The organism is Shewanella sp. MR-4 (assembly GCF_000014685.1).
GTDB lineage: Bacteria > Pseudomonadota > Gammaproteobacteria > Enterobacterales > Shewanellaceae > Shewanella.
This window is the reverse complement of sequence record NC_008321.1, coordinates 1,387,894-1,411,236: the sequence shown is the minus strand read 5'-3', so window position 1 is coordinate 1,411,236 and position 23,343 is coordinate 1,387,894. Positions and strand designations below refer to the sequence as shown.

The 23,343-nt window shown below is 46.5% G+C and carries 27 protein-coding genes; 17 read left to right on the top strand and 10 right to left on the bottom strand.

Features of this window, described 5'->3' with window-relative positions; all coding sequences use genetic code 11:
• Positions 1 to 64 precede the first annotated feature (64 nt).
• Positions 65 to 889 carry a zinc-dependent peptidase gene (locus SHEWMR4_RS06365; RefSeq protein ID WP_011621998.1) on the top strand — a complete coding sequence of 275 codons (825 nt, stop codon included), beginning with the start codon at positions 65 to 67 and terminating at the stop codon, positions 887 to 889.
• A gap of 51 nt (positions 890 to 940) precedes the next feature.
• Positions 941 to 1,480: a nuclear transport factor 2 family protein gene (locus SHEWMR4_RS06360; RefSeq protein WP_011621997.1), complete on the top strand. Its 540-nt coding sequence runs from the start codon at positions 941 to 943 to the stop codon at positions 1,478 to 1,480.
• Positions 1,481 to 1,484: 4 nt separating this feature from the next.
• Here the strand turns inward: SHEWMR4_RS06360 and SHEWMR4_RS06355 are convergent, their stop codons facing one another.
• Together SHEWMR4_RS06355 and ltaE are read right to left on the bottom strand one after the other, a co-directional pair.
• A complete protein-coding gene (locus tag SHEWMR4_RS06355) occupies positions 1,485 to 2,951 on the bottom strand; it encodes an HDOD domain-containing protein (protein WP_011621996.1) in 1,467 nt (488 codons plus the stop codon).
• 163 nt (positions 2,952 to 3,114) lie between these two features.
• Positions 3,115 to 4,128, bottom strand: a complete 1,014-nt coding sequence (ltaE, locus tag SHEWMR4_RS06350) for a low-specificity L-threonine aldolase (protein ID WP_011621995.1) — start codon at positions 4,126 to 4,128, stop codon at positions 3,115 to 3,117.
• Positions 4,129 to 4,427: 299 nt separating this feature from the next.
• On the opposite strand from ltaE, the gene SHEWMR4_RS06345 reads away from it, so the two are divergent.
• The 3 genes from SHEWMR4_RS06345 to tpx all read left to right on the top strand — a co-directional run bounded on the left by SHEWMR4_RS06345 (position 4,428) and on the right by tpx (position 6,567).
• Positions 4,428 to 5,003 carry an OmpA family protein gene (locus SHEWMR4_RS06345; protein ID WP_011621994.1) on the top strand — a complete coding sequence of 192 codons (576 nt, stop codon included), beginning with the start codon at positions 4,428 to 4,430 and terminating at the stop codon, positions 5,001 to 5,003.
• A gap of 31 nt (positions 5,004 to 5,034) precedes the next feature.
• Positions 5,035 to 5,862 (top strand): mechanosensitive ion channel family protein, encoded by an 828-nt coding sequence (locus SHEWMR4_RS06340; RefSeq protein ID WP_011621993.1) that lies wholly within the window; start codon positions 5,035 to 5,037, stop codon positions 5,860 to 5,862.
• A gap of 111 nt (positions 5,863 to 5,973) precedes the next feature.
• The gene (tpx, locus tag SHEWMR4_RS06335) at positions 5,974 to 6,567 is read left to right on the top strand and encodes a thiol peroxidase (protein WP_011621992.1); all 594 of its coding nucleotides are present in this window, start codon (positions 5,974 to 5,976) and stop codon (positions 6,565 to 6,567) included.
• Between the two features lie 34 nt (positions 6,568 to 6,601).
• Here tpx and SHEWMR4_RS06330 read toward each other — a convergent pair whose 3' ends face one another.
• On the bottom strand, positions 6,602 to 7,243 hold the full coding sequence (locus SHEWMR4_RS06330; RefSeq protein ID WP_011621991.1) for a trimeric intracellular cation channel family protein: 642 nt from the start codon (positions 7,241 to 7,243) through the stop codon (positions 6,602 to 6,604).
• 353 nt (positions 7,244 to 7,596) lie between these two features.
• Positions 7,597 to 8,157: a DUF4136 domain-containing protein gene (locus SHEWMR4_RS06325; RefSeq protein WP_011621990.1), complete on the bottom strand. Its 561-nt coding sequence runs from the start codon at positions 8,155 to 8,157 to the stop codon at positions 7,597 to 7,599.
• A 179-nt stretch (positions 8,158 to 8,336) separates the two neighbouring features.
• Here SHEWMR4_RS06325 and SHEWMR4_RS06320 point away from each other — a divergent pair, with 179 nt between their 5' ends.
• From SHEWMR4_RS06320 to ruvX, 4 genes are all read left to right on the top strand, one after another.
• Entirely contained in the window at positions 8,337 to 8,651 is a 315-nt protein-coding gene (locus SHEWMR4_RS06320) for a hypothetical protein (RefSeq protein ID WP_011621989.1), read from the top strand.
• A gap of 149 nt (positions 8,652 to 8,800) precedes the next feature.
• Positions 8,801 to 9,130 (top strand): stress response translation initiation inhibitor YciH, encoded by a 330-nt coding sequence (yciH, locus tag SHEWMR4_RS06315; protein ID WP_011621988.1) that lies wholly within the window; start codon positions 8,801 to 8,803, stop codon positions 9,128 to 9,130.
• Between the two features lie 68 nt (positions 9,131 to 9,198).
• Complete coding sequence (locus SHEWMR4_RS06310) at positions 9,199 to 9,762, top strand: YqgE/AlgH family protein (RefSeq protein ID WP_011621987.1); 564 nt, start codon at positions 9,199 to 9,201, stop codon at positions 9,760 to 9,762.
• A 30-nt stretch (positions 9,763 to 9,792) separates the two neighbouring features.
• Entirely contained in the window at positions 9,793 to 10,218 is a 426-nt protein-coding gene (gene ruvX, locus SHEWMR4_RS06305) for a Holliday junction resolvase RuvX (protein ID WP_011621986.1), read from the top strand.
• Between the two features lie 61 nt (positions 10,219 to 10,279).
• Here ruvX and hemH read toward each other — a convergent pair whose 3' ends face one another.
• The 4 genes from hemH to SHEWMR4_RS06285 form a co-directional block, all read right to left on the bottom strand.
• Positions 10,280 to 11,263 carry a ferrochelatase gene (gene hemH / locus SHEWMR4_RS06300; RefSeq protein ID WP_011621985.1) on the bottom strand — a complete coding sequence of 328 codons (984 nt, stop codon included), beginning with the start codon at positions 11,261 to 11,263 and terminating at the stop codon, positions 10,280 to 10,282.
• Positions 11,264 to 11,332: 69 nt separating this feature from the next.
• Complete coding sequence (locus tag SHEWMR4_RS06295) at positions 11,333 to 11,866, bottom strand: glutathione peroxidase (protein WP_041408729.1); 534 nt, start codon at positions 11,864 to 11,866, stop codon at positions 11,333 to 11,335.
• A 176-nt stretch (positions 11,867 to 12,042) separates the two neighbouring features.
• Positions 12,043 to 13,155, bottom strand: coding sequence for a PilT/PilU family type 4a pilus ATPase (locus tag SHEWMR4_RS06290; protein ID WP_011621983.1), 1,113 nt, complete (start codon positions 13,153 to 13,155; stop codon positions 12,043 to 12,045).
• 9 nt (positions 13,156 to 13,164) lie between these two features.
• A complete protein-coding gene (locus SHEWMR4_RS06285) occupies positions 13,165 to 14,202 on the bottom strand; it encodes a type IV pilus twitching motility protein PilT (protein WP_011621982.1) in 1,038 nt (345 codons plus the stop codon).
• Positions 14,203 to 14,237: 35 nt separating this feature from the next.
• Between SHEWMR4_RS06285 and SHEWMR4_RS06280 the strand changes: the two genes are divergently transcribed.
• Positions 14,238 to 14,954, top strand: a complete 717-nt coding sequence (locus SHEWMR4_RS06280) for a YggS family pyridoxal phosphate-dependent enzyme (protein ID WP_011621981.1) — start codon at positions 14,238 to 14,240, stop codon at positions 14,952 to 14,954.
• On the opposite strand, the gene SHEWMR4_RS21180 is transcribed toward SHEWMR4_RS06280, so the two are convergent.
• Positions 14,951 to 15,082, bottom strand: coding sequence for a hypothetical protein (locus SHEWMR4_RS21180; RefSeq protein WP_264622860.1), 132 nt, complete (start codon positions 15,080 to 15,082; stop codon positions 14,951 to 14,953). The genes SHEWMR4_RS06280 and SHEWMR4_RS21180 overlap by 4 nt on opposite strands.
• A gap of 96 nt (positions 15,083 to 15,178) precedes the next feature.
• On the opposite strand from SHEWMR4_RS21180, the gene proC reads away from it, so the two are divergent.
• The 7 genes from proC (at position 15,179) to SHEWMR4_RS06245 (ending at position 21,614) form a co-directional block, all read left to right on the top strand.
• A complete protein-coding gene (gene proC, locus SHEWMR4_RS06275; protein ID WP_011621980.1) occupies positions 15,179 to 15,997 on the top strand; it encodes a pyrroline-5-carboxylate reductase in 819 nt (272 codons plus the stop codon).
• 75 nt (positions 15,998 to 16,072) lie between these two features.
• Entirely contained in the window at positions 16,073 to 16,621 is a 549-nt protein-coding gene (locus SHEWMR4_RS06270) for a YggT family protein (protein ID WP_011621979.1), read from the top strand.
• Complete coding sequence (yggU, locus tag SHEWMR4_RS06265) at positions 16,621 to 16,911, top strand: DUF167 family protein YggU (protein WP_011621978.1); 291 nt, start codon at positions 16,621 to 16,623, stop codon at positions 16,909 to 16,911. The genes SHEWMR4_RS06270 and yggU overlap by 1 nt, the downstream gene beginning before the upstream one ends.
• Before the next feature lie 68 nt (positions 16,912 to 16,979).
• Positions 16,980 to 17,414, top strand: coding sequence for a DUF4426 domain-containing protein (locus SHEWMR4_RS06260; protein ID WP_011621977.1), 435 nt, complete (start codon positions 16,980 to 16,982; stop codon positions 17,412 to 17,414).
• 160 nt (positions 17,415 to 17,574) lie between these two features.
• Positions 17,575 to 18,192: an RdgB/HAM1 family non-canonical purine NTP pyrophosphatase gene (gene rdgB, locus SHEWMR4_RS06255; RefSeq protein WP_011621976.1), complete on the top strand. Its 618-nt coding sequence runs from the start codon at positions 17,575 to 17,577 to the stop codon at positions 18,190 to 18,192.
• A complete protein-coding gene (hemW, locus tag SHEWMR4_RS06250) occupies positions 18,192 to 19,349 on the top strand; it encodes a radical SAM family heme chaperone HemW (protein ID WP_011621975.1) in 1,158 nt (385 codons plus the stop codon). Before rdgB ends, hemW begins: the two co-directional genes overlap by 1 nt.
• A gap of 417 nt (positions 19,350 to 19,766) precedes the next feature.
• A complete protein-coding gene (locus SHEWMR4_RS06245) occupies positions 19,767 to 21,614 on the top strand; it encodes a DUF885 domain-containing protein (protein WP_011621974.1) in 1,848 nt (615 codons plus the stop codon).
• 625 nt (positions 21,615 to 22,239) lie between these two features.
• Here the strand turns inward: SHEWMR4_RS06245 and SHEWMR4_RS06240 are convergent.
• Positions 22,240 to 23,181, bottom strand: coding sequence for a LysR family transcriptional regulator (locus SHEWMR4_RS06240; RefSeq protein ID WP_011621973.1), 942 nt, complete (start codon positions 23,179 to 23,181; stop codon positions 22,240 to 22,242).
• Positions 23,182 to 23,343: the final 162 nt, after the last annotated feature.

Below are 23,343 nucleotides of genomic sequence, written 5' to 3'. Positions count from 1 at the left end.
GAGTTCACCTCACTGAATCCCCATTAGCTAATATACCTAAGGAAAATATTGCACTGAGGAATTCATGCTCGCAGTCTTCATTATCTTAACGCTGGGTCTCGGTGCTATCGCTTGGCTGGCCTCGAGCCGCTGGCGCAAAACGCTTCACCGAAAGCGCGTGATTACCAGCGCATTTCCTAAGGCTTGGCGAGCGATTTTGAAAAAGAGATTGCCCTACTTCCACGCCTTACCCGCGGATCTTCAACTACAACTCAAGCGCCACATCCAAGTTTTTTTGGATGAGAAACGATTCGTCGGTTGCGATGGACTACAGATAACCGATGAAATTCGCGTCACTATTGCCGCCCAAGCCTGCCTGCTACTCCTTAATCGCAACACTGATTTTTACCCCAATCTTAGGCAGATTTTGGTCTATCCCGACGCCTTTATTGTCGACAGTCAACGCCAAGATCCCGCAGGCTTAATCTGGGAGCAACGCAATGTGCTGGCGGGAGAATCCTGGGAGCAAGGCCAAGTGATACTGTCATGGAAGAATACTCTCGAAGGCGCAGCGAATCCCCATGATGGCAACAATGTAGTGATCCACGAGTTTGCCCATCAATTAGATCAAGAAGATGGCCATGCCAATGGCGCGCCGATTTTACAACACCGTCAGGATTACCTGTCCTGGTCGAGCGTATTCAGTCAGGCATTTAATGAATTAGTCCAAGCTGCCGCCCTTGGCCGTCCTTCCCTATTTAATTACTATGGGGCGACCAATCCGGCGGAATTTTTTGCCGTGGTGACCGAGGTCTTTTTTGAAAAGCCAGAAGCGCTTAATCTTGAACATCCCGCTCTTTATCGCGAGTTGAGCCATTTTTATCAACTCGATCCGATAAACTGGCGTTGATCTAATTAACATAGCGATTAGCCTAATAACCATAACGATAAGGAATTTTCGATGACAACCTCCACTCACGCAGAGTACCAATCCCATTCGGCTAACGCTCGACATAGTCTCGCAATATTTGGCACCAGTTTGCTTCTGCTTGCCGCCTTATTCTTTGGTGCACAAAATGCTAATGCCAACGAACAAACCACAGCAACATTGAGCGATGAGCAAACGGCCGCTCAAGTGCTGGATAAATTGAATCAATATTCGAGTAGTGCCGACTGGGATAAGTATTTCGCCCTCTATCGGCAGGATGGCATTTTTATTGGAACAGACGCGACAGAACGTTGGGGCATGGCCGAGTTTGAACGCTATTCACGTCCGACCAAAGGTTGGCGTTACGATTTAACTTCGCGCCATTTAGTGCAGCATGGTGATGTGATCCTGTTCGATGAACTACTCAACAGCCCAAGTTACGGTGTGAGTCGCGGTACTGGCACCCTAATCAAGACCAATGGGGAATGGAAAATTGCCCAATACCATTTGAGCTTTCCCATCCCCAATGCGATAGCCAAACACATTACCGCTGAAATTAAAAACGCTCAGTAAGTCGCTATTTTAGCGACACGGTAAAACACACATTGGCCAGCTGCGAGAAGTGGATAAAGGCTTGAAAATCCACTTCGCTAAAGCTTCGTTGTGAAGGCCCCTTATCGGCGTAATAAAAACCGATCACTTTACTATCGACCAACAGTGGCGCCACCAAAAACCCAGACTCCGGCAACTGAGTCTTTAATTCTTTGCATTGCTCTAGCCACTTTTTCGCATTCGGGTTATCAATCCACAGACATTCCTTATGTTCCATCGCCTGCGGAAATAACCCTTTCTTATCGCTCAGGTCGATAATAAATTGCTGCTTCATATCCTCGGCATCTCTGCCAAGCATGATCCTAGGTTGAAGCTGTTTACGGCTGGGCGATAAGAGTAAAACCCCACAGCGGTCCACGCCGACCCCTTCTAAAATTCCCTCAAGCACGGTTTGCATGATTTGATTGAAATCGGCTCTGTTGATCGCAAAGGCGGTGAGTTCACGTAGCTTAGCCAATTGCACAGTTAAATTGGCCTCAAACACGGGGAGCTCAACTGCAGGAACACTAGGCTCAAGCTTATTGATGCGCTTAGGATCGGGCAGATAGTCAATCAACACCTTGGCGCCATAGGCTTCGGCTAATTTATGGGTTGCCTTGGTACAGCGCTGCATTCTCAGGGTTAATTCTTTCTCATCCAATCCGGTAAAATGAGCGGCTTGGCTGATACGCTTATCCAACTCGGTTTTATCTATCACCTCTTGGGAGAGAATTTCACAAAGCTTATCGGCAAGAAAAATCGAGCGAATTTCAGGACGTTGGTCGTCAGGATAATTCACCGCTTGGATCAATAACTCCCCTAATCCCCAGTGGCGCGCAATACTCTGCGTCAGCTGCGAAAATGAGGTGCCTAAGGCTTCACGAATAATGCTGCGCTCATCGGCGGGAGTGTCACAGGCTGAGAGCTGACTGTCCAAAACTTCGGTAAACTCGCCACCGATACTCCAAAAAGCACTCTCACCTATGTGGTAAAGCAAAGACGCAATAAAGGCTTCTTCCTGAATATCCTCATCATAATCACTTAGCATCATCCGCGCTAACATAGCGGCTTGAAATGCCTTCGCCATTAATTTGATAAGTCGTTGGTAAACGGTGGGGGCAAGATTCTTGCTCTCTAAAAGGCTCGATAATAATTGGGCTGTAATGCAGATATTACGCACGGCATCAAACCCTAGCACTATCGCTGCTCGGCTCACTGTCGATATTTGAGTGCTGCCCTTATGGTAAATCGCGCTATTGGCGACCCGTAAGATGCGGGATGTGAGGGCGTTATCGTGCATCACGCTTCGCCCGAGTAAGGCGAGAGACGACACGTCATCCTTGGCAAGCTTTTCTAACGTTTGGACTGTGGAACAGAGCGCTGGCATTTCCAATTCACTGATCCGTTTTGTCCAATAATCGACCCCTTTATTAGTATTATTGTTAGGTTTCAACCCAGCATGACCTCAATGATGTGAACTTGTTGTTTTTAGTATAGATAGGCTTAAAAAGATTCGCCTATCATCTGGCTCACAATTCGACTTTTGATTTTAAATCCGCGATATTGCAAGCCAGAGGTATAAAAAAGCCCAAGCTTTCACTTGGGCGTCACGCCGATTATACCTGCAAATGTAATTTAAACACTTGCAGCACTTTATCAATGTCCTGACGCGAGACATCTTTATGGGTCACAAAGCGCAGAGTACGGCTAGGGCTGATGAGGATCCCCGCCTCACAGCAACGTTTCGCTAGGGCTTGCTCATCGACATGGGGCGCGAGGTTTGCAAACACCATATTGGTTTGTACGGCGGCCAAATCGATTTCAAACTCACTCAACAAACTTAATTGCTGAGCAAAATACGCAGCATTCTCATGATCTTCCCCTAATCGCTCAACTTGTTCGGTGAGGGCTAATTTACCCGCAGCCGCTAATATCCCCGCCTGGCGCATACCGCCGCCCAGCATTTTACGCCAGCGCGTGGCCTTTTTAATTAGGCGCTCATCACCTAGGAGCAGTGAGCCAACAGGCGCACACAACCCCTTGGATAAACAGATGGAGACAGAATCAAAATGCCCCGCAATATCGGCAATCCCAATCCCCTGGGCCACGGCGGCATTAGCAACCCGAGCGCCATCTAAGTGAATTTTTAAACCACGCTGAAATGCCAGCGCCTGCGCATTAGCAAGATAGGATTGGGGTAATACCTTGCCACCGATAGTGTTTTCTAGGCTCAATAAGCGCGTGCGCGCGAAGTGAATATCATCGGGTTTAATCGCCGCTTCAATATCGGTCAGGGCAATGGTGCCATCCAGCTGATTGGTCAGCGGTTGCGGCTGAATGCTCCCGAGTACCGCCGCACCACCGCCCTCGAATTTATAGTTATGGGCCTGCTGGCCGCACAGATATTCATCTCCACGTTCACAATGTGCCATCAGCGCGAGCAAATTGGCCTGAGTGCCAGATGCGGTAAACAGCGCACTCTCAAAGCCAAACATCTCGGCGGCCATATCTTGCAAGCTGTTGACGGTCGGATCATCACCATAAACATCATCACCTACTTCAGCCCTCGACATGGCTAAGCGCATCGCCTCTGTTGGCTGGGTCACGGTATCACTGCGTAAATCTATCATCTTGTCCTCGACTTCTTCTGCCTATCCCCAACGCTGATATAGAGCGCTAGTGCGACTCTAGCCTCAAAGGAAAAATTTGTATAGTTTGCCTTTATATCTGCCGATAAAATCGACAAGGAGCCGATGTTCTCTACACTGATGCAATTGATTTGTATCAAATAACGGGCAAAACTTGGCGTTAGGCCGATAAATAGATAAAATACCCGACTAAGATGCTCATGCTAATGCAATGCAAATCTCTTAGTGGTTTTAACTATCCAAGATAAAATACAAGGTGATTTGTGGTGAAAACATCCGTAATGAAATGGATTAAATTAACGTGTTTAGCACTGAGTTTAAGCCTGATTTTGCCTGCTTATGCATGGCAAGATACAGATCAAGACGGCGTCCCTGATATTAAAGATGCCTGTCCGAACACACCAGCAAACACCACAGTGATGGCCAATGGCTGTGTTTATCAAGCCGAAGAGAAAGCCAGCAGTATTCAATGTGATCTCAATGACCCTAGTACTTATTCAGCCGCTGATTGTCATAATATTGAGACCGCCATTGTGTATTTTGAGTTTGCTATCGCCGAAGTAGATTTATCGCAATGGAAAGCTTTAGCCTTAGTAAAAGCTTTTTTAGACGCGAATACTGAGACTCGATTAACTTTAGTGGGACATACGGATATTGTCGGTACGCCAGAGTTTAATTATCAGTTGTCGCTACGACGGGCACAAAATGTGAAACGAATTTTGGTTGAGGACTACGGCTTCAATCCAAATCGCTTTACCGTTATCGGTAAAGGTATATCTGAACCGGTTGCGGATAATCATTCCAGCGAAGGTCGCAGATTAAATCGACGAGTTCAATTTATCGTCAATAATAACTAGTTTTGTTAGCGTATTTTTAGGGAGTAATTTAATGGAAAACCTCGAAGGTTTATTAAAGCAGGCACCGGATCTAGTCATGACCTATGGCTTAAAGATCTTATTTGCACTGATTATTTTCTTTGTCGGTAAATATTTTTCTGGCGTCGCACAAAGGTTAGTACGCAAGTTACTTAACAGCCGCAAGATTGATCCAACAGTGGTGTCTTTTGTGGCTAACTTAGCCTGGGCCGTGGTGTTTGTGTTCACCATTATCGCTACCTTAGGCCAAATCGGCGTACAAACCGCCTCTCTAGTCGCGGTTATCGGTGCTGCTGGTTTAGCCGTAGGTTTAGCACTGCAAGGTTCTCTGTCTAACTTTGCCTCAGGCGTATTAATGGTGCTATTCCGTCCATGCCGTGTAGGTGATTATATTGAAGCGGCGGGTATTGCTGGTACTGTTGATGAAATCACCATTTTCTCAACCAAATTACGCACACCAGATAATAAAGTGATTGTGGCGCCAAACTCCTCAATCATGAATGGCACTATCACAAACTACTCTGCGTTAGAAAATCGTCGTATCGATTTAGTAGTTGGCGTGTCTTATTCAGCGGATATTGCTCAAACCAAAAAAGTATTAACAGAGATTTTAGATAACAACCAATACGTACTGAAAGAGCCAGGTTACACCGTAGGTCTTTCTGAGTTGGCGAATTCTTCAATCAACTTTGTGGTTCGTCCTTGGGTTAAAACTGCCGATTACTGGACAGCACGTTTCGAAATTTTAGAACAAATCAAAAATGCACTCGATGCAGCCAACATTGAAATTCCATTCCCACAAATGGATATTCATGTGAAGCAACTGCCAGAGAGCAAATAATCAGCAATAACATTATAAGGCCGGTAAATACCGGCCTTTTTTATGGTGATACCTTAGGTTTTGTCGTACCTTAACCCCATGTGCACAACATACCTGAGTAAGGGAGAGAAAATGCAAAAGTATGTTTCATTTCTAGCCGCTGGCTGTATTTTTAGTTTAATGGTCCTCAGCCCTAGTGCTATCGCCAACGAGAAAACCCAAGTGATGATGGGCGACAAGACTGTCACTCTCGCCGGGAAATTACCCAAGCTTGAGCAAATGGCGCCACGCTTTAAAGTTGTCGACGAACAATTTACCCCTATTAGTTTAAGTGACTTTAAAGGGAAAACCGTGCTGATCAGTGCCGTGCCCAGTTTAGATACCGGCGTCTGTGCGCTGCAAACAAAGCGCTTTAATAGCGAAGTCAGTCATTTTTCCGATGATGTCGTCATGCTGACCATCAGTACAGATTTGCCCTTTGCGCAAAAACGTTTCTGTAAGGTCGAGAATGTCGACAAAATCAAAGTCCTCTCCGACTCAGTGTGGCGTGATTTTGGCGAGAAATATGGCTTATTGATTGAAGATTACGGCTTGCTCGCTCGGGCCATCTTTATTATCGATGCCGAAGGTCAGCTTAAATACCAAGAACTGGTGCCCAATATTACCGAACACCCCAATTACGACGCCGCGCTTGAAGCGTTAAAAAGCATTCAAGCACAGCAATAAGCATAAAAATGGGGCATTTAATGCCCCATTTTTATTAGTGAGTATGCTGGTCGCCGTTGGCTTGATAGTCGAAGGTTGGCATAGACCAATGGTAACGCAGTGCTAACATTCGCAAGCTAAAGCCCAGCGTTAAACAGACCACTAGGTTTATCCACTCCGCCAATTGATAGGCGTTGAGCGTGATATATAAGCCTGCGGTAAAGAGTGAAATCACCGCATAGAGTTCTTTCTTAAAAATCAAAGGCACTTGGTTACAGAGAATATCGCGGATCACCCCACCAAATACCCCAGTGACGAGTCCCATCACCACAGCAATCGTTGGACTAAACCCTAACATTAGCGTTTTTTGTGCGCCAACAATCGAGAATACGGCTAAACCCAAGGCATCAATGGCCAAAAATAATTTAGACAGGTAACGCATCACTGGCGCAATCGCAACCGTTAACAAAGAGGCAAATGCAATCGCGATCAGATAATGGACATTTTCGACCCAAATCAAAGGGTAATTTCCAAGCAGCATGTCTCTTAGGGTGCCACCACCAATCGCCGTTGCGCAGCCAATGATAACCACGCCGAATAAGTCCATCTGTTTACGGCCAGCCGCTAATGCCCCAGTCATGGCCTCGGCCAAAATTCCAATCAGCCATAATAATCCGATAAATTGCGCTTCTTGCATTTAAACTACTTATTACCCATGCATAAAGAACGGATTTTGCCTGATAATTCCGAGTTAGAATAATGAGATTATTTAAATTTTGTCATTAGAATATTTAATCTATCGGTAGAGATTGTGCATTAGTCATTTCTACTTTTCTATATCGCGTTACACCACATTCCTTCAATAACAATACATTAACTAACAACCTGCAGATAACCACATTCAATTAAGCTTATTTTTTGATAAGTTTTAATAAAGCAAAATCAATTAAAATTGGATTATTTACGAATAATTCATTTTAGAGACACTCAAGTCTAAATTTTGGCCACAAAAAAGCGGCCAAAGGGCCGCTTTTTTAGACTAAAAGTAAATTATTTGTTTTCAGGCTTTGGCGGGAAATTCGCCATCACGCTGCCGACTGCTTCGTTGATCAGCTGTACTCTTTCCGAAGGAGTATTTTTATCACGGATAGTATCAGCTACTGAGCCACGCCAAATTAACTTAGCTGTTTTGTTATCAACTAAATCAATGATCAGGGTGCCAACTTCGTATTCTCTGACTGTGGTCTGGGTTTGCATGTTACCGCCCCAGCCCCAACCTGGGCCATAGTAAGGGTTATAGCCAAAATTGGTATTGAAGGTATCTACATTAATCTTCTTATCGATTTTGGTCAGATAGTTCACTAATACATCGGCATCTTTCGCATCAACCAAGGTCATGCCCTTAGATGAAAGCTGAGAATTCACCGCATCTCGCACGCGCTGATCCATTAAACCATCGAGGTGATAACCCGAAGCATCGGTCTTTTGTGCGACCCACGCATAGGTCTTGTACTGAGTAAAATTGGCGCTAGGGTCAAAATCCCAACCCGACTTCAGCGAACTACAGGCACTCAGTGCCAGTACGGCTAAACCTACAATTATATTTTTCATGGTGATTTCCTTGGTCGTTCTTATCGAACACAAATAAGCCGAAAATAAATTTAGCTTACAGAGCAATGGACGGTTCTACAACTCAATATGATGAAAAAGCAGTGTGTTATTCAGCTTGACTTCAGTAATCGCTTTAAATGATAATGATTATCACTTAAGACGATTAAGGGATAAATAACATGTACTGGTTCATTAGCGCATTGATTGTGGCATCGGCGATTTTCTGGTTCGCACCGCAAAAAGTCTCAGCCGATACCCATAACAGTAAGCTCACACCTCATCTCCCCATGATGTTGCTTTTTTTACCTTTAGTCGTATTGAGTTGGCTCGTCTTTGAGACTGTGTCAAACGGTGCGAATTATACGACGGTTGCCGCCTTTGGGTTTGTTGCCACCGCTTGCTTAATCGCCCTCCCTAAATTGCATCGTTTTATCATGCCCTGCGCCCTACTCACCGCATTGGCATTAATCGCTGTGGTATTGCAGCATCTCTAAGTCTGCTTTTTAAACATGCTACTTCCCTGCAAAGAGCTAGCATTGACCTTCGGCCACTTTCAGTCTCTGTCAGTGGCCTTTTTTTACCTCCCCGAAAGACGTTGAGTTTGGTAAACTTAAACGGCGTATATTCAGATAAAAGATAACTTATGAGAGTAGATCCCAACGTTTCCTTAGTGTACAGCACAGATAAGGGCCGCATTACTGCCGAGCCAGAAGCCAAAGCTATCCCTGCATCCGATGGGATTGTACGTATCCACAGAGACAGCAAGGGCCGCAAAGGTAAAGGTGTCTCGGTCATTTCAGGCCTAGGACTTGATGAAGTGGGCTTAAAAGCACTTGCACAAACCCTTAAAAAACAATGTGGTTGTGGTGGCACAGTCAAAGATTTCACTATCGAAGTGCAAACCGACAATCGTGAGCAACTAAAACTACTGCTCGAAAAACAAAACTACAAAGTCAAATTAGCCGGCGGTTGATACGCCACCAGCCTAAGCCGCTGGATTTAATCTATTGGTCAACGCCTGTGGGCTGAACGGAGCATTTAATGGAGAGTTTGCAGAACCATTTTTTAATCGCCATGCCGTCGCTCGATGACACTTTTTTTGAGCGCACCGTCATCTATCTATGTGAGCACGATGAAAAAGGCGCCATGGGGCTCGTGATTAATAAACCGCTGGGCATTGAAGTGAACTCATTGCTCGAGCAGATGGATTTACCCGCTGAGCAAGTGTCTACCGATCTGGCACTGGGCGCGCAGGTGTTAATGGGCGGCCCCGTTTCCCAAGATAGAGGCTTTGTCCTGCATACATCTCAGCCCTATTGGGCCAACAGTACAGAATTAAGCTCTGGCCTCATGCTCACCACCTCAAGGGATGTACTAACGGCGATTGGCAGCGAGCGCTCGCCAGAAAAATTTATCGTGGCATTAGGTTATGCGGGTTGGAGCAAAAACCAGCTGGAGCAAGAACTGGCCGATAACTCATGGCTGACTATCCCTGCCGATCAGGCCCTGCTCTTCGATGTCAAACACGAGGATCGATGGCAACAAGCGAGCCGTGCGCTCGGCTTTGATGCTTGGCAATTGTCATCACAGGCGGGCCACGCCTAGCCGATTTTATTGTGACGAGTGAATATACAGATGAACGCAAAAACCGTTTTAGGTTTTGATTTTGGAACAAAAAGTATTGGTGTCGCCATAGGGCAACAAATCACCGCCAGCGCCACACCACTGCTATCCCTAAAAGCCGTCGACGGTATTCCCAATTGGGATGAAATTGGCAAACTCATTAAAGAGTGGCAACCCGATTTAGTCGTCGTAGGTTTACCGCTCAATATGGATGGCACAGAGCAGGAAATGACCCACAGGGCGAGAAAGTTCGCCAACCGACTGAACGCTAAGTTTGGGGTCAAAATTGTCACTCAAGATGAAAGACTGACCACCACAGATGCAAAAGCTCGGCTATTTGAACTCGGCGGCTTTAAAGCCCTCACCAAAGGTCAAGTCGATGCAGTGTCAGCCGTATTGATTGTCGAAAGCTATTTTGAAAATCATTTCGGTGAATAATAAATCATAAAAACAAAAGGATAGCCTAAGCTATCCTTTTTTATTTCTGCACTTATAAACCTTACAGGTAAGGTTTAACCAAGTTAGCCATCATGCTGATATGGTCATCATTATCGTTCAGTGCCGGAATGTAACGGAACTTCTCCCCGCCAGCATTAGCAAAGATATGGCCATTCTCACCCACGATCTCTTCTAAGGTCTCTAAGCAATCTGCACTAAACGCTGGGCACACAATCGCCACGTCACGTACACCTTCGCTTGGTAACGCCTGCATGGTTGCATCCGTATAAGGTTGTAACCATTTAGCCTTACCAAAGCGAGATTGGAAAGTCATCACAAACTCATCCGCTGTAAGCCCTAATTGCTCGGCCACCAGACGGGTGGTCTTCATGCAAAAGCAATAATAAGGATCGCCTAAGTGCAGATTACGCTCCGGCATACCATGGTAAGAAAGCACTAACTTTTGCGGCTTACCCTGTTGCTCAAAGTCGGCACGAATTGAGTTCACCAATGCGGTAATAAAGTCGGGGTTATCATGATACGTGTGAATAAAATGCAGCGATGGTAGATAGCGCCACTGGGTTAATTCCCTTGCAATAGCATCGAAGGCCGAGCCGGTTGTCGGCGCTGCATATTGCGGATAGAGCGGTAACACCACCAGCTTATCAATCCCCTGTTGATGCATCGTTTGTAAGGTGCTCGCCACAGAAGGATTGCCATAACGCATGGCTAAATGTACTGATACTTGATGCCCATCGGCCGTTAATTTTTCTGATAACTTAGCGGTTTGGCGCAAGCTGATATCCATCAGTGGTGAACCCGCTTCAGTCCAGACCTTCTGATAGAGCGCCGCAGACTTGGCAGGGCGAACGCGCAGCACTATGCCATGTAAAATCAGCATCCACAGGAGTTTTGGAATTTCGACCACCCGAGGATCGGATAAAAACTCGGAAAGGTAACGCCTCACCGCCGATGCTGTTGGCGCATCGGGTGTGCCAAGGTTAAGTAACAACACACCCACTTTGCCACGCTTTGCGTGACCCATCTCTTTTGATAATCCTGAAAACCTAGCCAAAGTAGCCTCTTAACATGAGTAAAATGAATAAATTGGGCATTAAAGCACTGATTCTATTGCCTGCTTAAGCTCGGCACTATCGGGTTTCACCTTAGAATTAAACTGCTGCACAGTATTGCCATCGCCACTGACGACATACTTGTAGAAATTCCACTTAGGCGAGCCAGCTTTATCTCCTAAGTATTTGAATACACTGTTAGCATCGCTGCCTCGCACGGGCGATGTCGCGAGCATAGTGAAGGTAACACCATAGTTGATGTAGCACACCTTAGCCGTGTCTTTTTCATCATTTTCCTCTTGGAAAAAGTCATCGGAAGGGAAACCAATCACCACTAAGCCTTTGTCTTTGTATTCTTTATGAAGCGCTTCGAGGGCCTTAAATTGCGGAGTGTAGCCACAGTTACTCGCAGTGTTGACCAGTAACACTGGCTTGCCCTGAGTCAATTCACACAGATTAATCTTCTCATCCGAGTGCAATTTACGCACTTCAACACCCAGATAACTCGGGCAAGTTGCCGCAAATGCGCTAGTGCTTAACAGGCTAGCAAAGATAACTAAGGGGAGTTTCATCATAATGTCCTTCTCATTGGGCGCGCCAAGATTGGCTAACTCGTTATTCTCTATTACGTCACTCACTAATATAGAGATCATATTGAATAAAAAAATAAAAGCTACAGCGAGTTATCGATTGGCTTAAGCGATAAAAAAAGCAGCTCAAGGGAGCTGCTTTAACATCACCGCAGACAGGATTAATCCATATCCAAGGTCACGCCTTCCATAAAGCTTGAACTGGTAGGCTCTTTATTTTGCAGTTTGATCATTAAACGTAAGTCGTTTGGCGAGTCAGCATGGTGAAGCGCATCGGCATAGCTGATTTCCCCATCGATATAGAGTTGCAGCAAGGCTTGGTCGAAGGTCTGCATGCCCTGTTCATTCGATTTGGCCATGGTTTCTTTGAGCAAATGCAGCTCGTTTTTAGCAATCAAGCTCGCGACACGTGGCGTATTGATCAAGACTTCAATCGCCGCCCGTCGTCCTGTGCCATCGACTTTAGGCACCAGTTGCTGCGCCACAATGCCGCGCAGGTTGAGTGACAAGTCGAATAACAACTGCTGGTGTTTACTCTCTGGCACTAAGTGCATGATCCGATCTAACGCTTGGTTAGCGTTGTTCGCGTGCAGTGTCGCCATACAGAGGTGACCCGTTTCGGCGAAAGAAAGCGCAAACTCCATGGTTTCTTGAGTACGGATCTCACCAATCAAAATCACATCGGGCGCCTGACGCAGCGAACTCTTCAGCGCCGCATCAAAGGATTCTGTATCTATACCCACTTCACGTTGAGTGATGATGCTTTTGCGATGGTCGTGCACAAATTCCACCGGGTCTTCGATGGTGAGGATATGACCACGGGCATGGGCATTACGATAACCCACTAACGCCGCCAAGGAGGTCGACTTACCGGTTCCCGTTCCCCCAACCATGATGATAAGACCCCGTTTACTCATCACCAGATCTTTTAAAATCGGTGGCAGTTTTAAGTCTTCTACCTCAGGGATCTTGGTCTCAATCCGGCGCATTACGCATCCAGGAGATTCACGCTGCCAGAATGCGCTGACGCGGAAACGACCTAAATCCTTAACCGCAAAAGCAAAGTTACACTCGCGAGTCGTGTGAAACTCCTTCTTTTGTGCCTCGGTCATCACGGACTCGACAAAATCCAAAGATTGCGCGGGCGTGAAGGCACTCTCGGCTAACGGACGTAACTCACCATCGATTTTGGCGCTAGGCGGAAAACCTGCGGTAATAAACAAGTCCGAGGCTTTACGCTCCACCATGACTTTTAAAAACGGACGGACATCCATCATAAATCCTTAAAACGTCGCTTGTTTGTTTGAGCTCTTCGCCATGGCATCCTCACGGGTGATGAGGCCACGGTTCACTAAGTTTTGCAGACACTGTTCGAGCGTTTGCATGCCATGGGCCATCCCCGTTTGAATGGCTGAGTACATCTGTGCCACTTTATCTTCACGGATAAGGTTACGGATAGCGGGAGTACCCATCATGATTTCGTGGGCAGCCACACGGCCACCACCGATTTTCTTAATCAGGGTTTGCGAAATAACCGCCTGTAATGATTCAGATAACATGGTACGCACCATGTCCTTTTCACCGGCAGGGAAAACGTCAACCACACGGTCGATGGTCTTAGCCGCCGAGGTGGTGTGCAAGGTACCAAAGACTAAGTGACCCGTTTCGGCCGCCGTCATCGCCAGACGAATGGTTTCAAGGTCACGCATCTCACCGACGAGGATTACGTCAGGGTCTTCACGCAGTGCGCTACGCAGCGCCGCGTTAAAACTGTGGGTATGACGATGCACTTCCCGTTGGTTAATCAAACATTGCTTATTCTGATGTACGAATTCGATAGGATCTTCAATGGTTAAGATATGGTCGTGGCGGTTCTCATTGATGTAATCCACCATGGCCGCAAGTGTGGTACTCTTACCCGAACCTGTAGGCCCAGTAACAAGCACTAAGCCGCGGGGAAAGCTGGAAATTTTCTTAAAAATCTCAGGCGCCCCTAACTGCTCGAGCGACAAAATTTCGCTGGGAATGGTACGAAACACCGCCGCAGCGCCGCGGGATTGGTTAAAGGCGTTCACACGGAAACGCGCTAAATTAGGGACTTCGAACGAAAAGTCGATTTCTAAATGCTCTTCAAAGTCCTTACGCTGTTTATCATTCATAATGTCGTACACAAGGCTGTGTACACCCTGATGATCGAGCGCGGGCAGGTTTATTTTTCTCACTTCACCGTCGACACGGATCATGGGAGATATCCCTGCAGAGAGGTGTAGATCCGAGGCTTTGTGTTTTACACTAAAGGCTAATAACTCAGTGATTTCCATAGTTTGGGATATCCTTGCAACCAGATAATTACATCATGACAACAATAGCAGACAGACTCGCAGTCGCCCAGAGCAGGATCGCGCAAGCGGCGCAAAAATGCGCACGCCTACCTCACAGTATTCGCTTACTTGCCGTCAGTAAGACTAAACCCATCGAAGATATTATAGCAGCCTATGACGCGGGCCAGCGTTGCTTTGGCGAGAACTATGTTCAAGAAGGTGTGACAAAAATTGAGTCGCTAAAGGGCACACACCCTGATATTGAATGGCATTTTATTGGACCACTGCAATCCAATAAAACCGCCTTAGTCGCCCAGCACTTCGACTGGATGCACACCCTCTCGCGGGAGAAAATTGCCCAACGGCTCAATGAGCAGCGCCCAGCACACCTTGCGCCGCTCAATGTGTGTATTCAAATCAATATCAGTGATGAAGACACTAAATCCGGCATCGATGCCGAGCAAATGCTGCCACTGGCCGATAGCATCAGCCAATTACCCCATTTACAACTGCGGGGTTTAATGGCGATTCCCAGCGCCACCAATGACATTGCGCAGCAAAGCCGCGAACTCAGCGAGCTTAAGCAGTTATTCGATACGCTAAAGCAGCATTATCCCGCTGTCGATACGCTTTCTATGGGCATGAGTAATGATTTAGACGTGGCTATTGAGTGCGGCTCAACCATGGTGCGTATCGGCAGCGCAATCTTTGGTGAACGGGATTATGGCGCAAAAGAGACGACCAGCAATTAGTCGTTACGGGTTAATGCATCTGTACGATTGATGCTAAGGGAAATCACAGGGATAGCCAAAGGCGAGTCAGCAATATCGGCTTTAGCCTTGTTTTTAGAGGCTAAAGCCCAAATACTGTTAGAGAACATTAAATAGAAATTTTTATCCGGCCTAATAACGCTAATTCAATGATATTAATGCTGAATGTTATCCATTCAGCCTAGGCCAGACATTATGGGGTACACATGAGTCAACAAAAAATCTGCTTTATTGGTGCGGGCAATATGACCCGCAGTATTATCAGCGGCTTAATTCGTAGCGGTTATCCTGCTGCGCTAGTGCAAGCCACCAATCCTAGCCAAGGTAAACTCGATGCCCTCGCCGCCGACTTTGGTGTGCGAGTATCCCAAGACAATGTTAGCGCCGCCCAAGATGCCGATGTCATCGTATTATCCGTTAAGCCACAGTTGATGGAACAAGTCTGCCAAGCACTGCAAGGCATTGATATGTCTAACAAGCTGGTCATAACCATTGCTGCGGGGATTAAAGCAGAGCGCTACAGCCAGTATTTAGCACAGCCCATCACACTAGTTCGCACTATGCCAAACACGCCAATGCAAATCGGTGTCGGTATGACGGGACTCTACGCCCCGCAGCCCCTCTCTGATGCCCAGCAAGCCATTACCGAGCGCTTGATGTCCAGCGGTGGTGAAATTGTGTGGGTGAATGAGGAATCTGAGATTAATCAAGTCATTGCCCTTGCGGGTAGTTCACCTGCCTATTTCTTCCTGCTGATGGAATCTATGATTGATGCCGGTAAGCAAATGGGTATGGATGAAGCCAAAGCCAGAAGCTTAGTACAGCAAGCAGCCCTCGGTGCTGCTATGATGGCAAAGCAAAATCCCGAGCTTACGTTAGGTAATTTACGGGAGAATGTCACCTCGAAGGGTGGCACAACGGCGCAAGCCATCGCCACATTCGAAGCGGCGGATCTTCGTGGTGTGGTCAAAAATGCGATGGAAAACTGCATCAAACGTGCAGAGGAAATGGCTAACACTTTTTAATTCAGCAATAGCTGGATGACTCACTCACTTTTAACACGGGCGTTTTTAATCGGACTCATATAGGCAGAAATCTCGATGAATGCATTAACCTTTTTAATCAGCACACTCTTCGATTTGTATTTGATGGTGGTGATATTACGGATCTGGCTCCCCTTGGCCCGTGCCGATTTTTATAATCCCTTCAGTCAGTTTGTGGTCAAAGCCACTCACCCGTTGATCGCGCCTATGCGTCGATTAATTCCTTCAATGGGAAGATTCGATACTTCTTCATTTGTACTCGCCCTATTAGTCGTGATGGTCAAAGTGCTGCTGTTAAGCCTTATCGCCGGTGGTGGTATTGATATAGTGCTGTTCTTTGTGTTTGCGCTTGTCACTGTTATCAAACAGGCGGGCGTTTTGCTCTTCTGGATGCTGATCATCCGCGCCATCTTAAGTTGGTTCAATCAAGGCTATAACCCCATTGTGATGATCATGGGTCAACTGACAGAGCCCATTTTGGCTCCAGTGCGCCGCATCATTCCGCCCATTGGAGGTTTAGATTTGTCGGTGATGTTGGTGATTATCGGCATGAACTTTATCAACATGCTATTGGCGCAATACGTACCATTCTGGGCCGTGATTTAATGAGCGCAGTCATTATGCAGCAAGGCGACTTGCTGCTTAATTTGTATATTCAACCTAAAGCGAGTCGCGATCAGATTGTCGGGCTACACGGTGATGAGTTAAAAGTCGCCATTACCGCCCCGCCTATCGATGGCAAGGCCAATGCCCATTTAAGCAAGTATTTAGCGAAGGCCTTTAAAGTCCCTAAAAGCGATGTTCACATCCTTAAGGGTGAATTAGGACGTCATAAGCAGGTACGGATTAGCGCGCCCAAAAACGTTCCGGCAGAAATCGCGACATTGCTCGAATAAACGCACCGTTGGAAGTCTCCTTCCCGCGACCTATACTCAAGTAATCCCTCATATGAAGGTACAACATCATGTTACGTAATCTCCTTATTATGCTCGCCTTGACTGCAAGCCTGTGTGGCGTCGCTAATGCCGAGCAAAAAGAAACCGTCGGTAATTTCGACATTCATTACATGGCGCTGGGCAGCACCTTTTTAACCCCGAGCATTGCAAAATCCTATGGCATCGAACGCAGTAGCTACAGAGGCATCATTAACATTGCCGTATTAGATATGAGTGAAGAAGGCTCGCCCGCAGTGCCCGTTGAAATCACTGGCGTTGCCAATAACCTACTCGATGCTCGTATCGATTTGAAATTTAGAGAGATCCGTGAGGGTAAGGCGATTTATTACATCGCCGAAGTCCCTTACCGCGACGATCAAGAAATCAATTTCAACATCGCCATCAAACACGGTAATCAACTCAACACCAATCTGCAGTTTAAGCAAAAGTTCTACGTCGAATAATCTCAACCTCATAAGGCAGGACGATACCAAGTATCGTCCTGCCTTTTTCTGTCCTTTACCGCTCAGCTTGGGTATCATTGCCGCATACAGTCCAATGACATCGCTCAATGTTCACACTCAGTGACACACAGACAAGAGCACCCAATCCAATAGGTATTCCATGCAACAAATCGTCCTCGCCAGTGGCAATAAAGGTAAACTTGCCGAATTCGATCAAATGCTCGCCGCCTACGGCGTAAAAGTGCTGCCACAAAGCCAATTTAACGTTAGCGAAGTGGCCGAAACGGGCACCACCTTTGTCGAAAACGCCATTATCAAAGCCAGACATGCGGCGCAAATTACTGGACTTGCCGCCATTGCCGATGACTCGGGATTAGAAGTCGATTTACTCCAAGGCGCACCGGGGATCTACTCTGCACGCTATGCGGGGGAAAATGCCAAAGATCAAGACAATGTGTTAAAACTCTTAGACACATTAAAGGATAATCCTGCGCCGCGTACGGCAAGATTCCAATGCGTTTTAGTCTATATGCGCCATGCGAAAGACCCAACGCCCATCATTTGCCAAGCCTCGTGGGAAGGCCAAATCGATTTCGTGCAACGGGGTGACAACGGCCATGGTTACGATCCGATTTTTATTCCAGAACACCATTATTGCAGCGCAGCCCAATTGAGCAGTGACGAGAAAAATGCCTTGAGTCACCGTGGTAAAGCTTTAGTGCAACTGATTGCTGCCATGCAGGAAAAAGGCGTATTTACCGACGGGAACGCCCAATAATGTCAGTGAATGTGTCACCTCAGTTAACCCTGCCGCCGTTGAGCTTGTACATCCATATCCCTTGGTGTGTGCAAAAATGCCCTTACTGCGACTTTAACTCCCATGGACAAAATGGCGAATTACCCCAAAAGGCCTATGTGGATGCGCTGCTAGCGGACCTACGCCAAGACTTGCACTTAGTACAAGGCCGTAAGCTGCACACTATTTTTATTGGTGGTGGAACGCCGTCTCTGTTTGATGCCAATCAAATCAAACGGATATTAGATGGTGCCAATGCACTAATTCCCTTCAGTGACGATATTGAAATCACCATGGAGGCCAACCCAGGCACCCTAGAGCACGATGACTTTAGTGCCTACCGCGCCGCAGGGGTCACCCGGTTATCCATTGGAGTACAGAGTTTCTCTAAGGATAAGCTCAATCTGCTGGGGCGGATCCACGATCAAAACGAAGCCCAAACCGCCGCCCAAAAAGCCAGCCAAGCGGGTTATTTAAGTTTTAACTTGGATTTGATGCACGGACTTCCGAATCAAAGTTTTGCAGAGGCCATGGCGGATATCGATACCGCAGCGGCGCTCAATCCGCCGCATTTGTCTTGGTATCAACTGACGATTGAGCCTAACACCCTGTTTCATTCAAAACCACCGCAACTACCCGACGATGAAGATCTCTGGCAGATCTACGAACAAGGGCAACAAAAGTTAGCGGCACTCGGTTATGAGCAGTATGAAATCTCGGCCTATGCCAAACCCGGCTATCAATGCAGGCATAACCTTAACTATTGGCAGTTTGGCGATTATTTAGGCATAGGCTGCGGTGCCCATGGCAAAGTGACCTTGCCCGAAGAGAACCGCATTATTCGCACGGTTAAAATCAAACACCCTAAGGGTTATTTAGCTGCCGACAAATATAACTTCGAGCAGACTGAGGTCGCCGAAGAAGATCGCGCCCTCGAATACTTGATGAATCGTCTGCGCTTAATGACGCCTATTCCTAAGCAAGAGTTTGAAAACAGAACTGGTTTACACCGAGATACCTTGAAAGAGGGAATGGAAAAGGCCAAACAACGGGGTTTACTGACCGAATCGGCTGAACATTGGCAATTAACCAGTAAAGGTCACATGTTTGTGAACGATTTACTGACACAATTTTGTTAATTTCCTAGGGCATGTTGACGTTTCGAGATTAGATTTTGTTCGTTCTGGCAAGCACGTGCTCGCGAAACGAGGAATGATGTGTAGTTATTCTACTCAAATGACGAGTGACAAAGAGAACGAGCTTGCTAGACGAACCCTTCGGGCAGCATTTGGCTGGCATTTCTGCTGCGTTATCGTCCGTTTATGTAGAATAACTACACAGCACGGACTTTGCCTTACATAAAAGCCAGCCAAACTGCTGCAAAAATAACCCTGAAACGTCAACACGCCCTAATTAAATTCCCATATAAATAATGTGTTAGCCTAGGTTTCTCGATGAAGCATCTTTTATAGCTAACACATTTTCTAACATTTATATTCATACATTTTTCCCCTGCTTCTTTAGAATTGCCTGAACATTGTTAAGGAAGCCTGATCATGCCAATAAAAACGAACATCAGCTTAGTCGCATTTACTCTCTCTACCCTGCTTGCACTGCCCTCCTATGCGGTGCCTACCTTAAGTGACTCACATAATGTGGCCAGTACCAGTGTTGCCGCACAAAGCGAGTCAGAAAAAGCCAACGCCTTGTTTGAAACCATCTTCATAGAAAACATCATGGCAAGCCCCATTGCGCAAACCTATATGGGCATTAAGCAGGACTATGATAAGTGGGACGACATTGGCGATGAAGCGGATGCCCGTGAGTTGGCGCGAACCAAGAAACAGCTAGCCGAAGTGAATCAACTGGATGCGAGTAAGCTTGATCCACAAACTCGCCTAAGCCTGACGTTACTCACCCAAAACCTGAATAACGATATCAAAGACTATCAGTGGCGTTACCATAACTACCCAGTGAATCAGATGCATGGTGGCCACTCGATGATAGCCTCCTTCCTGATTAATCAACACCAGATCACCGATGTCAGCGATGCTAAGGCCTATATCAGCCGCTTAAATGGCGTGCCCAAACGCTTAAGCCAACTGCAACAGGCGCTCGAGATCCGCGCAGATAAAGGTATTATTGCCCCTAAATTTGTGTTCGGTTACGTGATTTCTGACAGTCAAAACATCATTAAAGGCGCCCCCTTCGATAAAGGCGAAGACAGTGCCCTGTTGGCAGATTTTCGCAAAAAAGTAAATGCACTTAGTATCTCCGAGGCAGAAAAAGCCCAACTGATTGCCGACGCTGAAAAAGCACTCGTCTCACAAGTTGAGCCTGCATACAAGACGCTTATCGCCTATATCAAAACCTTAGAAGCCAAGGCCGATACCCGCGATGGTGTTTGGAAACTCCCCGACGGCGAGGCGTTTTATAACAATGCTCTTGCACGCACGACCACTACCCACATGACGGCGGATGAAATTCATCAACTTGGTCTTGCCGAAGTGGAACGCATCCATAATGAAATGCGCGCCATTATGAAAAAGGTGAATTTTAACGGCACCTTGCAAGAGTTCTTCACCTTTATGCGCGATGATCCACAGTTCTATTATCCAAATACCGCCGAAGGCAAGGCAGCATACTTAGCCGATGCAACCAAGCTTATCGATAATATGCGCTCACGCTTGGATGAAGTCTTTAAGGTCAAGCCAAAGGCAGCCATGATAGTCAAACAGGTTGAAGCCTTTAGGGAAAAATCCGCGGGTAAAGCCTTCTATGAACAACCAGCGCCCGATGGCTCTCGCCCTGGCAGCTACTATGCCAACCTCTACGATATGAAAGCCATGCCTAAATACCAGATGGAAGCACTGGCTTACCACGAAGGGATCCCTGGCCACCATATGCAAATCGCTATCTCACAGGAGCTAAAGGATATTCCTAAGTTCCGTAAGTTCGGTGGCTATACCGCCTATATCGAAGGTTGGGGACTCTACAGTGAATCTTTCCCGAAGGAGATGGGCTTATATGCTGACCCTTACTCCGATTTTGGTCGACTGGCGATGGAGTTATGGCGAGCTTGTCGTTTAGTGGTCGATACAGGGATCCACGCCAAGAAATGGACCCGCGAACAAGGGATAGCTTATTACGTCGATAATACTCCTAACGCAAAATCCGATGCGAAGAAAATGGTAGAGCGTCATATTGTTATGCCATCTCAAGCCACAGCCTATAAAGTTGGGATGATTAAGTTACTCGAACTGAGACACAAGGCGGAAAAACAACTGGGTGATCAGTTTGATATCCGGGATTTCCATACTTTAGTCTTGGCTAACGGGGCACTGCCCTTGGATGTGCTAGAAGAGCAAGTCGATCAATGGATTGCCAGCGTTAACAAAGCCTAAGCATAAAACCTTGGGAGGCTAACGCTAGCCTCCCTTGAACGCCGTTGCGAATAACATCGTTAAATCGCAGCCAATAAAAAAGCCACTATCAAGTGGCTTTTTTATTGGATTTATCACCGGCTTGGTCATAAAACCCTATCTCACTGTGGGTCACTATATTTAATGTATTAAGCATAAGCACTTAACACTCGGTGTGACTTTAGGGTACAGAGAGACAAAACTCGTTTTGCGCACTCAACCATCAGAAAAAAATTACCTCAGCCTAATGAGCTGAGGTAAACCAAAAACTAGGATGATGGTTTAAAAGCCAACATTGTTTTAGTTCGCAAACTTCTGCTGGCTGTGATTCGAAACTGCATTGCTGCCAACCTGTACACTGATATCGAAAGGGGTCATTTCCAATAAGAGCGTAGGACTCAGGTCATTCCGAATCATCTGGCACCCATTGTATTCATTTAAGAACAGACTTCAATACACTATCAGGAAATCAGCTTTAGCAAACTCTAAAAAATCAAACTAAAATACAAACCAGCATAAAGCCAAAATACTGATTTTATTCAAATTTTAACAAGAACAAACTCTCTTAATTCGCATTAACCGCATTTTAAGAACAATGTTTCCAAAATTACTGACGTTCACTGAAGAGTTCCGCATAGGGAATATCCCAATAAGGCGGATTACCAATATGGTCTTTAATAAACTCAATGAAGGCACTCACCTTAGGAGCTAAGTGTTTACGGCGTGGATAAACGGCCTGTAGCGGTAAATGATGAGTCAGTTGCCAGTCCCTCAGCAGCGGCACTAATGTGCCCTTAGCGATTTCATCTTCCATCAAATAACTAGCAAGATAGACAACCCCTAAGCCACTGATCGCAGCTGATTTTAAAGCGGGAGCGTTATCCACTCTGAAGTTACCAGAGACACCTATCTCACAGTAATCATCGCCCTTTTTAAACTGCCACATGCTGTGCTCATGCCACTCACCTTGATACACCAAGCAGTTATGGTCGACCAACTGCTCTGGACGCGACGGTTCGCCATGTTTAGCAATATAATCAGGTGAGGCAACGAGTAGGAACTGACACTTCATCAAAGGACGCGCCACCATACCCAAGGGAAGCTGCTCAGACATAGTTAACAATAGGTCTAAACCTTCGCTGACTACATCCACCTTATGATCTAATAAGCTGACTTGCAGCTCGAGCTCAGGATGTTTTTCCATAAATGATGGCAGCGCGGGAATGATATGCATAGCACCAAAGGACTGGGAAATACCCACCTTTAACACGCCGCGGGTGGCATCGTTTAAGTTATGCACGCTAGCAATGGCCTGTTCGGCATCGCGAAGCAACTCTTCACCTTGCAGATATAACAAATGTCCAGCTTCAGTCAGACTTAAGCTTCGAGTGGTACGCTGGATCAGTTGAACACCGAGTCTATGTTCGAGATCGGCTACCTGCGTACTGACCTTAGATTTAGAGATCCCAAGCCTTCTTGCGGCGGCACTAAAACTACCAGCTCTGGCCACATGAGTAAAAATCGCAATAGGTTCTAACAGTTCTAACATGGAAAGTCGCCTTAAGCAGTTTCGACAGTGATATTAACTTTCGGAATAGCATAGGAATGCAGCACAAATGCCTTGAAGCATCCCTCAATGCCTTAATATCTCACAGCAATTGGGTTCGTTGTAGAGATTTAGACCGAAAAAGTCCGCTAAAGTAGAGTGTTA

Bases quoted from the DNA above. Each gene is read 5' to 3' on its own strand.
- SHEWMR4_RS06365 (WP_011621998.1), top strand. From the start codon at position 65: ATGCTCGCAGTCTTCATTATCTTAACGCTGGGTCTCGGTGCTATCGCT.
- SHEWMR4_RS06360 (WP_011621997.1), top strand. From the start codon at position 941: ATGACAACCTCCACTCACGCAGAGTACCAATCCCATTCGGCTAACGCT.
- ltaE (WP_011621995.1), bottom strand. From the start codon at position 4,128: ATGATAGATTTACGCAGTGATACCGTGACCCAGCCAACAGAGGCGATG.
- SHEWMR4_RS06345 (WP_011621994.1), top strand. From the start codon at position 4,428: ATGAAATGGATTAAATTAACGTGTTTAGCACTGAGTTTAAGCCTGATT.
- SHEWMR4_RS06340 (WP_011621993.1), top strand. From the start codon at position 5,035: ATGGAAAACCTCGAAGGTTTATTAAAGCAGGCACCGGATCTAGTCATG.
- tpx (WP_011621992.1), top strand. From the start codon at position 5,974: ATGCAAAAGTATGTTTCATTTCTAGCCGCTGGCTGTATTTTTAGTTTA.
- SHEWMR4_RS06330 (WP_011621991.1), bottom strand. From the start codon at position 7,243: ATGCAAGAAGCGCAATTTATCGGATTATTATGGCTGATTGGAATTTTG.
- SHEWMR4_RS06325 (WP_011621990.1), bottom strand. From the start codon at position 8,157: ATGAAAAATATAATTGTAGGTTTAGCCGTACTGGCACTGAGTGCCTGT.
- SHEWMR4_RS06320 (WP_011621989.1), top strand. From the start codon at position 8,337: ATGTACTGGTTCATTAGCGCATTGATTGTGGCATCGGCGATTTTCTGG.
- yciH (WP_011621988.1), top strand. From the start codon at position 8,801: ATGAGAGTAGATCCCAACGTTTCCTTAGTGTACAGCACAGATAAGGGC.
- SHEWMR4_RS06310 (WP_011621987.1), top strand. From the start codon at position 9,199: ATGGAGAGTTTGCAGAACCATTTTTTAATCGCCATGCCGTCGCTCGAT.
- ruvX (WP_011621986.1), top strand. From the start codon at position 9,793: ATGAACGCAAAAACCGTTTTAGGTTTTGATTTTGGAACAAAAAGTATT.
- hemH (WP_011621985.1), bottom strand. From the start codon at position 11,263: ATGGGTCACGCAAAGCGTGGCAAAGTGGGTGTGTTGTTACTTAACCTT.
- SHEWMR4_RS06295 (WP_041408729.1), bottom strand. From the start codon at position 11,866: ATGATGAAACTCCCCTTAGTTATCTTTGCTAGCCTGTTAAGCACTAGC.
- SHEWMR4_RS06290 (WP_011621983.1), bottom strand. From the start codon at position 13,155: ATGGATGTCCGTCCGTTTTTAAAAGTCATGGTGGAGCGTAAAGCCTCG.
- SHEWMR4_RS06285 (WP_011621982.1), bottom strand. From the start codon at position 14,202: ATGGAAATCACTGAGTTATTAGCCTTTAGTGTAAAACACAAAGCCTCG.
- SHEWMR4_RS06280 (WP_011621981.1), top strand. From the start codon at position 14,238: ATGACAACAATAGCAGACAGACTCGCAGTCGCCCAGAGCAGGATCGCG.
- SHEWMR4_RS21180 (WP_264622860.1), bottom strand. From the start codon at position 15,082: ATGTTCTCTAACAGTATTTGGGCTTTAGCCTCTAAAAACAAGGCTAAA.
- proC (WP_011621980.1), top strand. From the start codon at position 15,179: ATGAGTCAACAAAAAATCTGCTTTATTGGTGCGGGCAATATGACCCGC.
- SHEWMR4_RS06270 (WP_011621979.1), top strand. From the start codon at position 16,073: ATGAATGCATTAACCTTTTTAATCAGCACACTCTTCGATTTGTATTTG.
- yggU (WP_011621978.1), top strand. From the start codon at position 16,621: ATGAGCGCAGTCATTATGCAGCAAGGCGACTTGCTGCTTAATTTGTAT.
- SHEWMR4_RS06260 (WP_011621977.1), top strand. From the start codon at position 16,980: ATGTTACGTAATCTCCTTATTATGCTCGCCTTGACTGCAAGCCTGTGT.
- rdgB (WP_011621976.1), top strand. From the start codon at position 17,575: ATGCAACAAATCGTCCTCGCCAGTGGCAATAAAGGTAAACTTGCCGAA.
- hemW (WP_011621975.1), top strand. From the start codon at position 18,192: ATGTCAGTGAATGTGTCACCTCAGTTAACCCTGCCGCCGTTGAGCTTG.
- SHEWMR4_RS06245 (WP_011621974.1), top strand. From the start codon at position 19,767: ATGCCAATAAAAACGAACATCAGCTTAGTCGCATTTACTCTCTCTACC.
- SHEWMR4_RS06240 (WP_011621973.1), bottom strand. From the start codon at position 23,181: ATGTTAGAACTGTTAGAACCTATTGCGATTTTTACTCATGTGGCCAGA.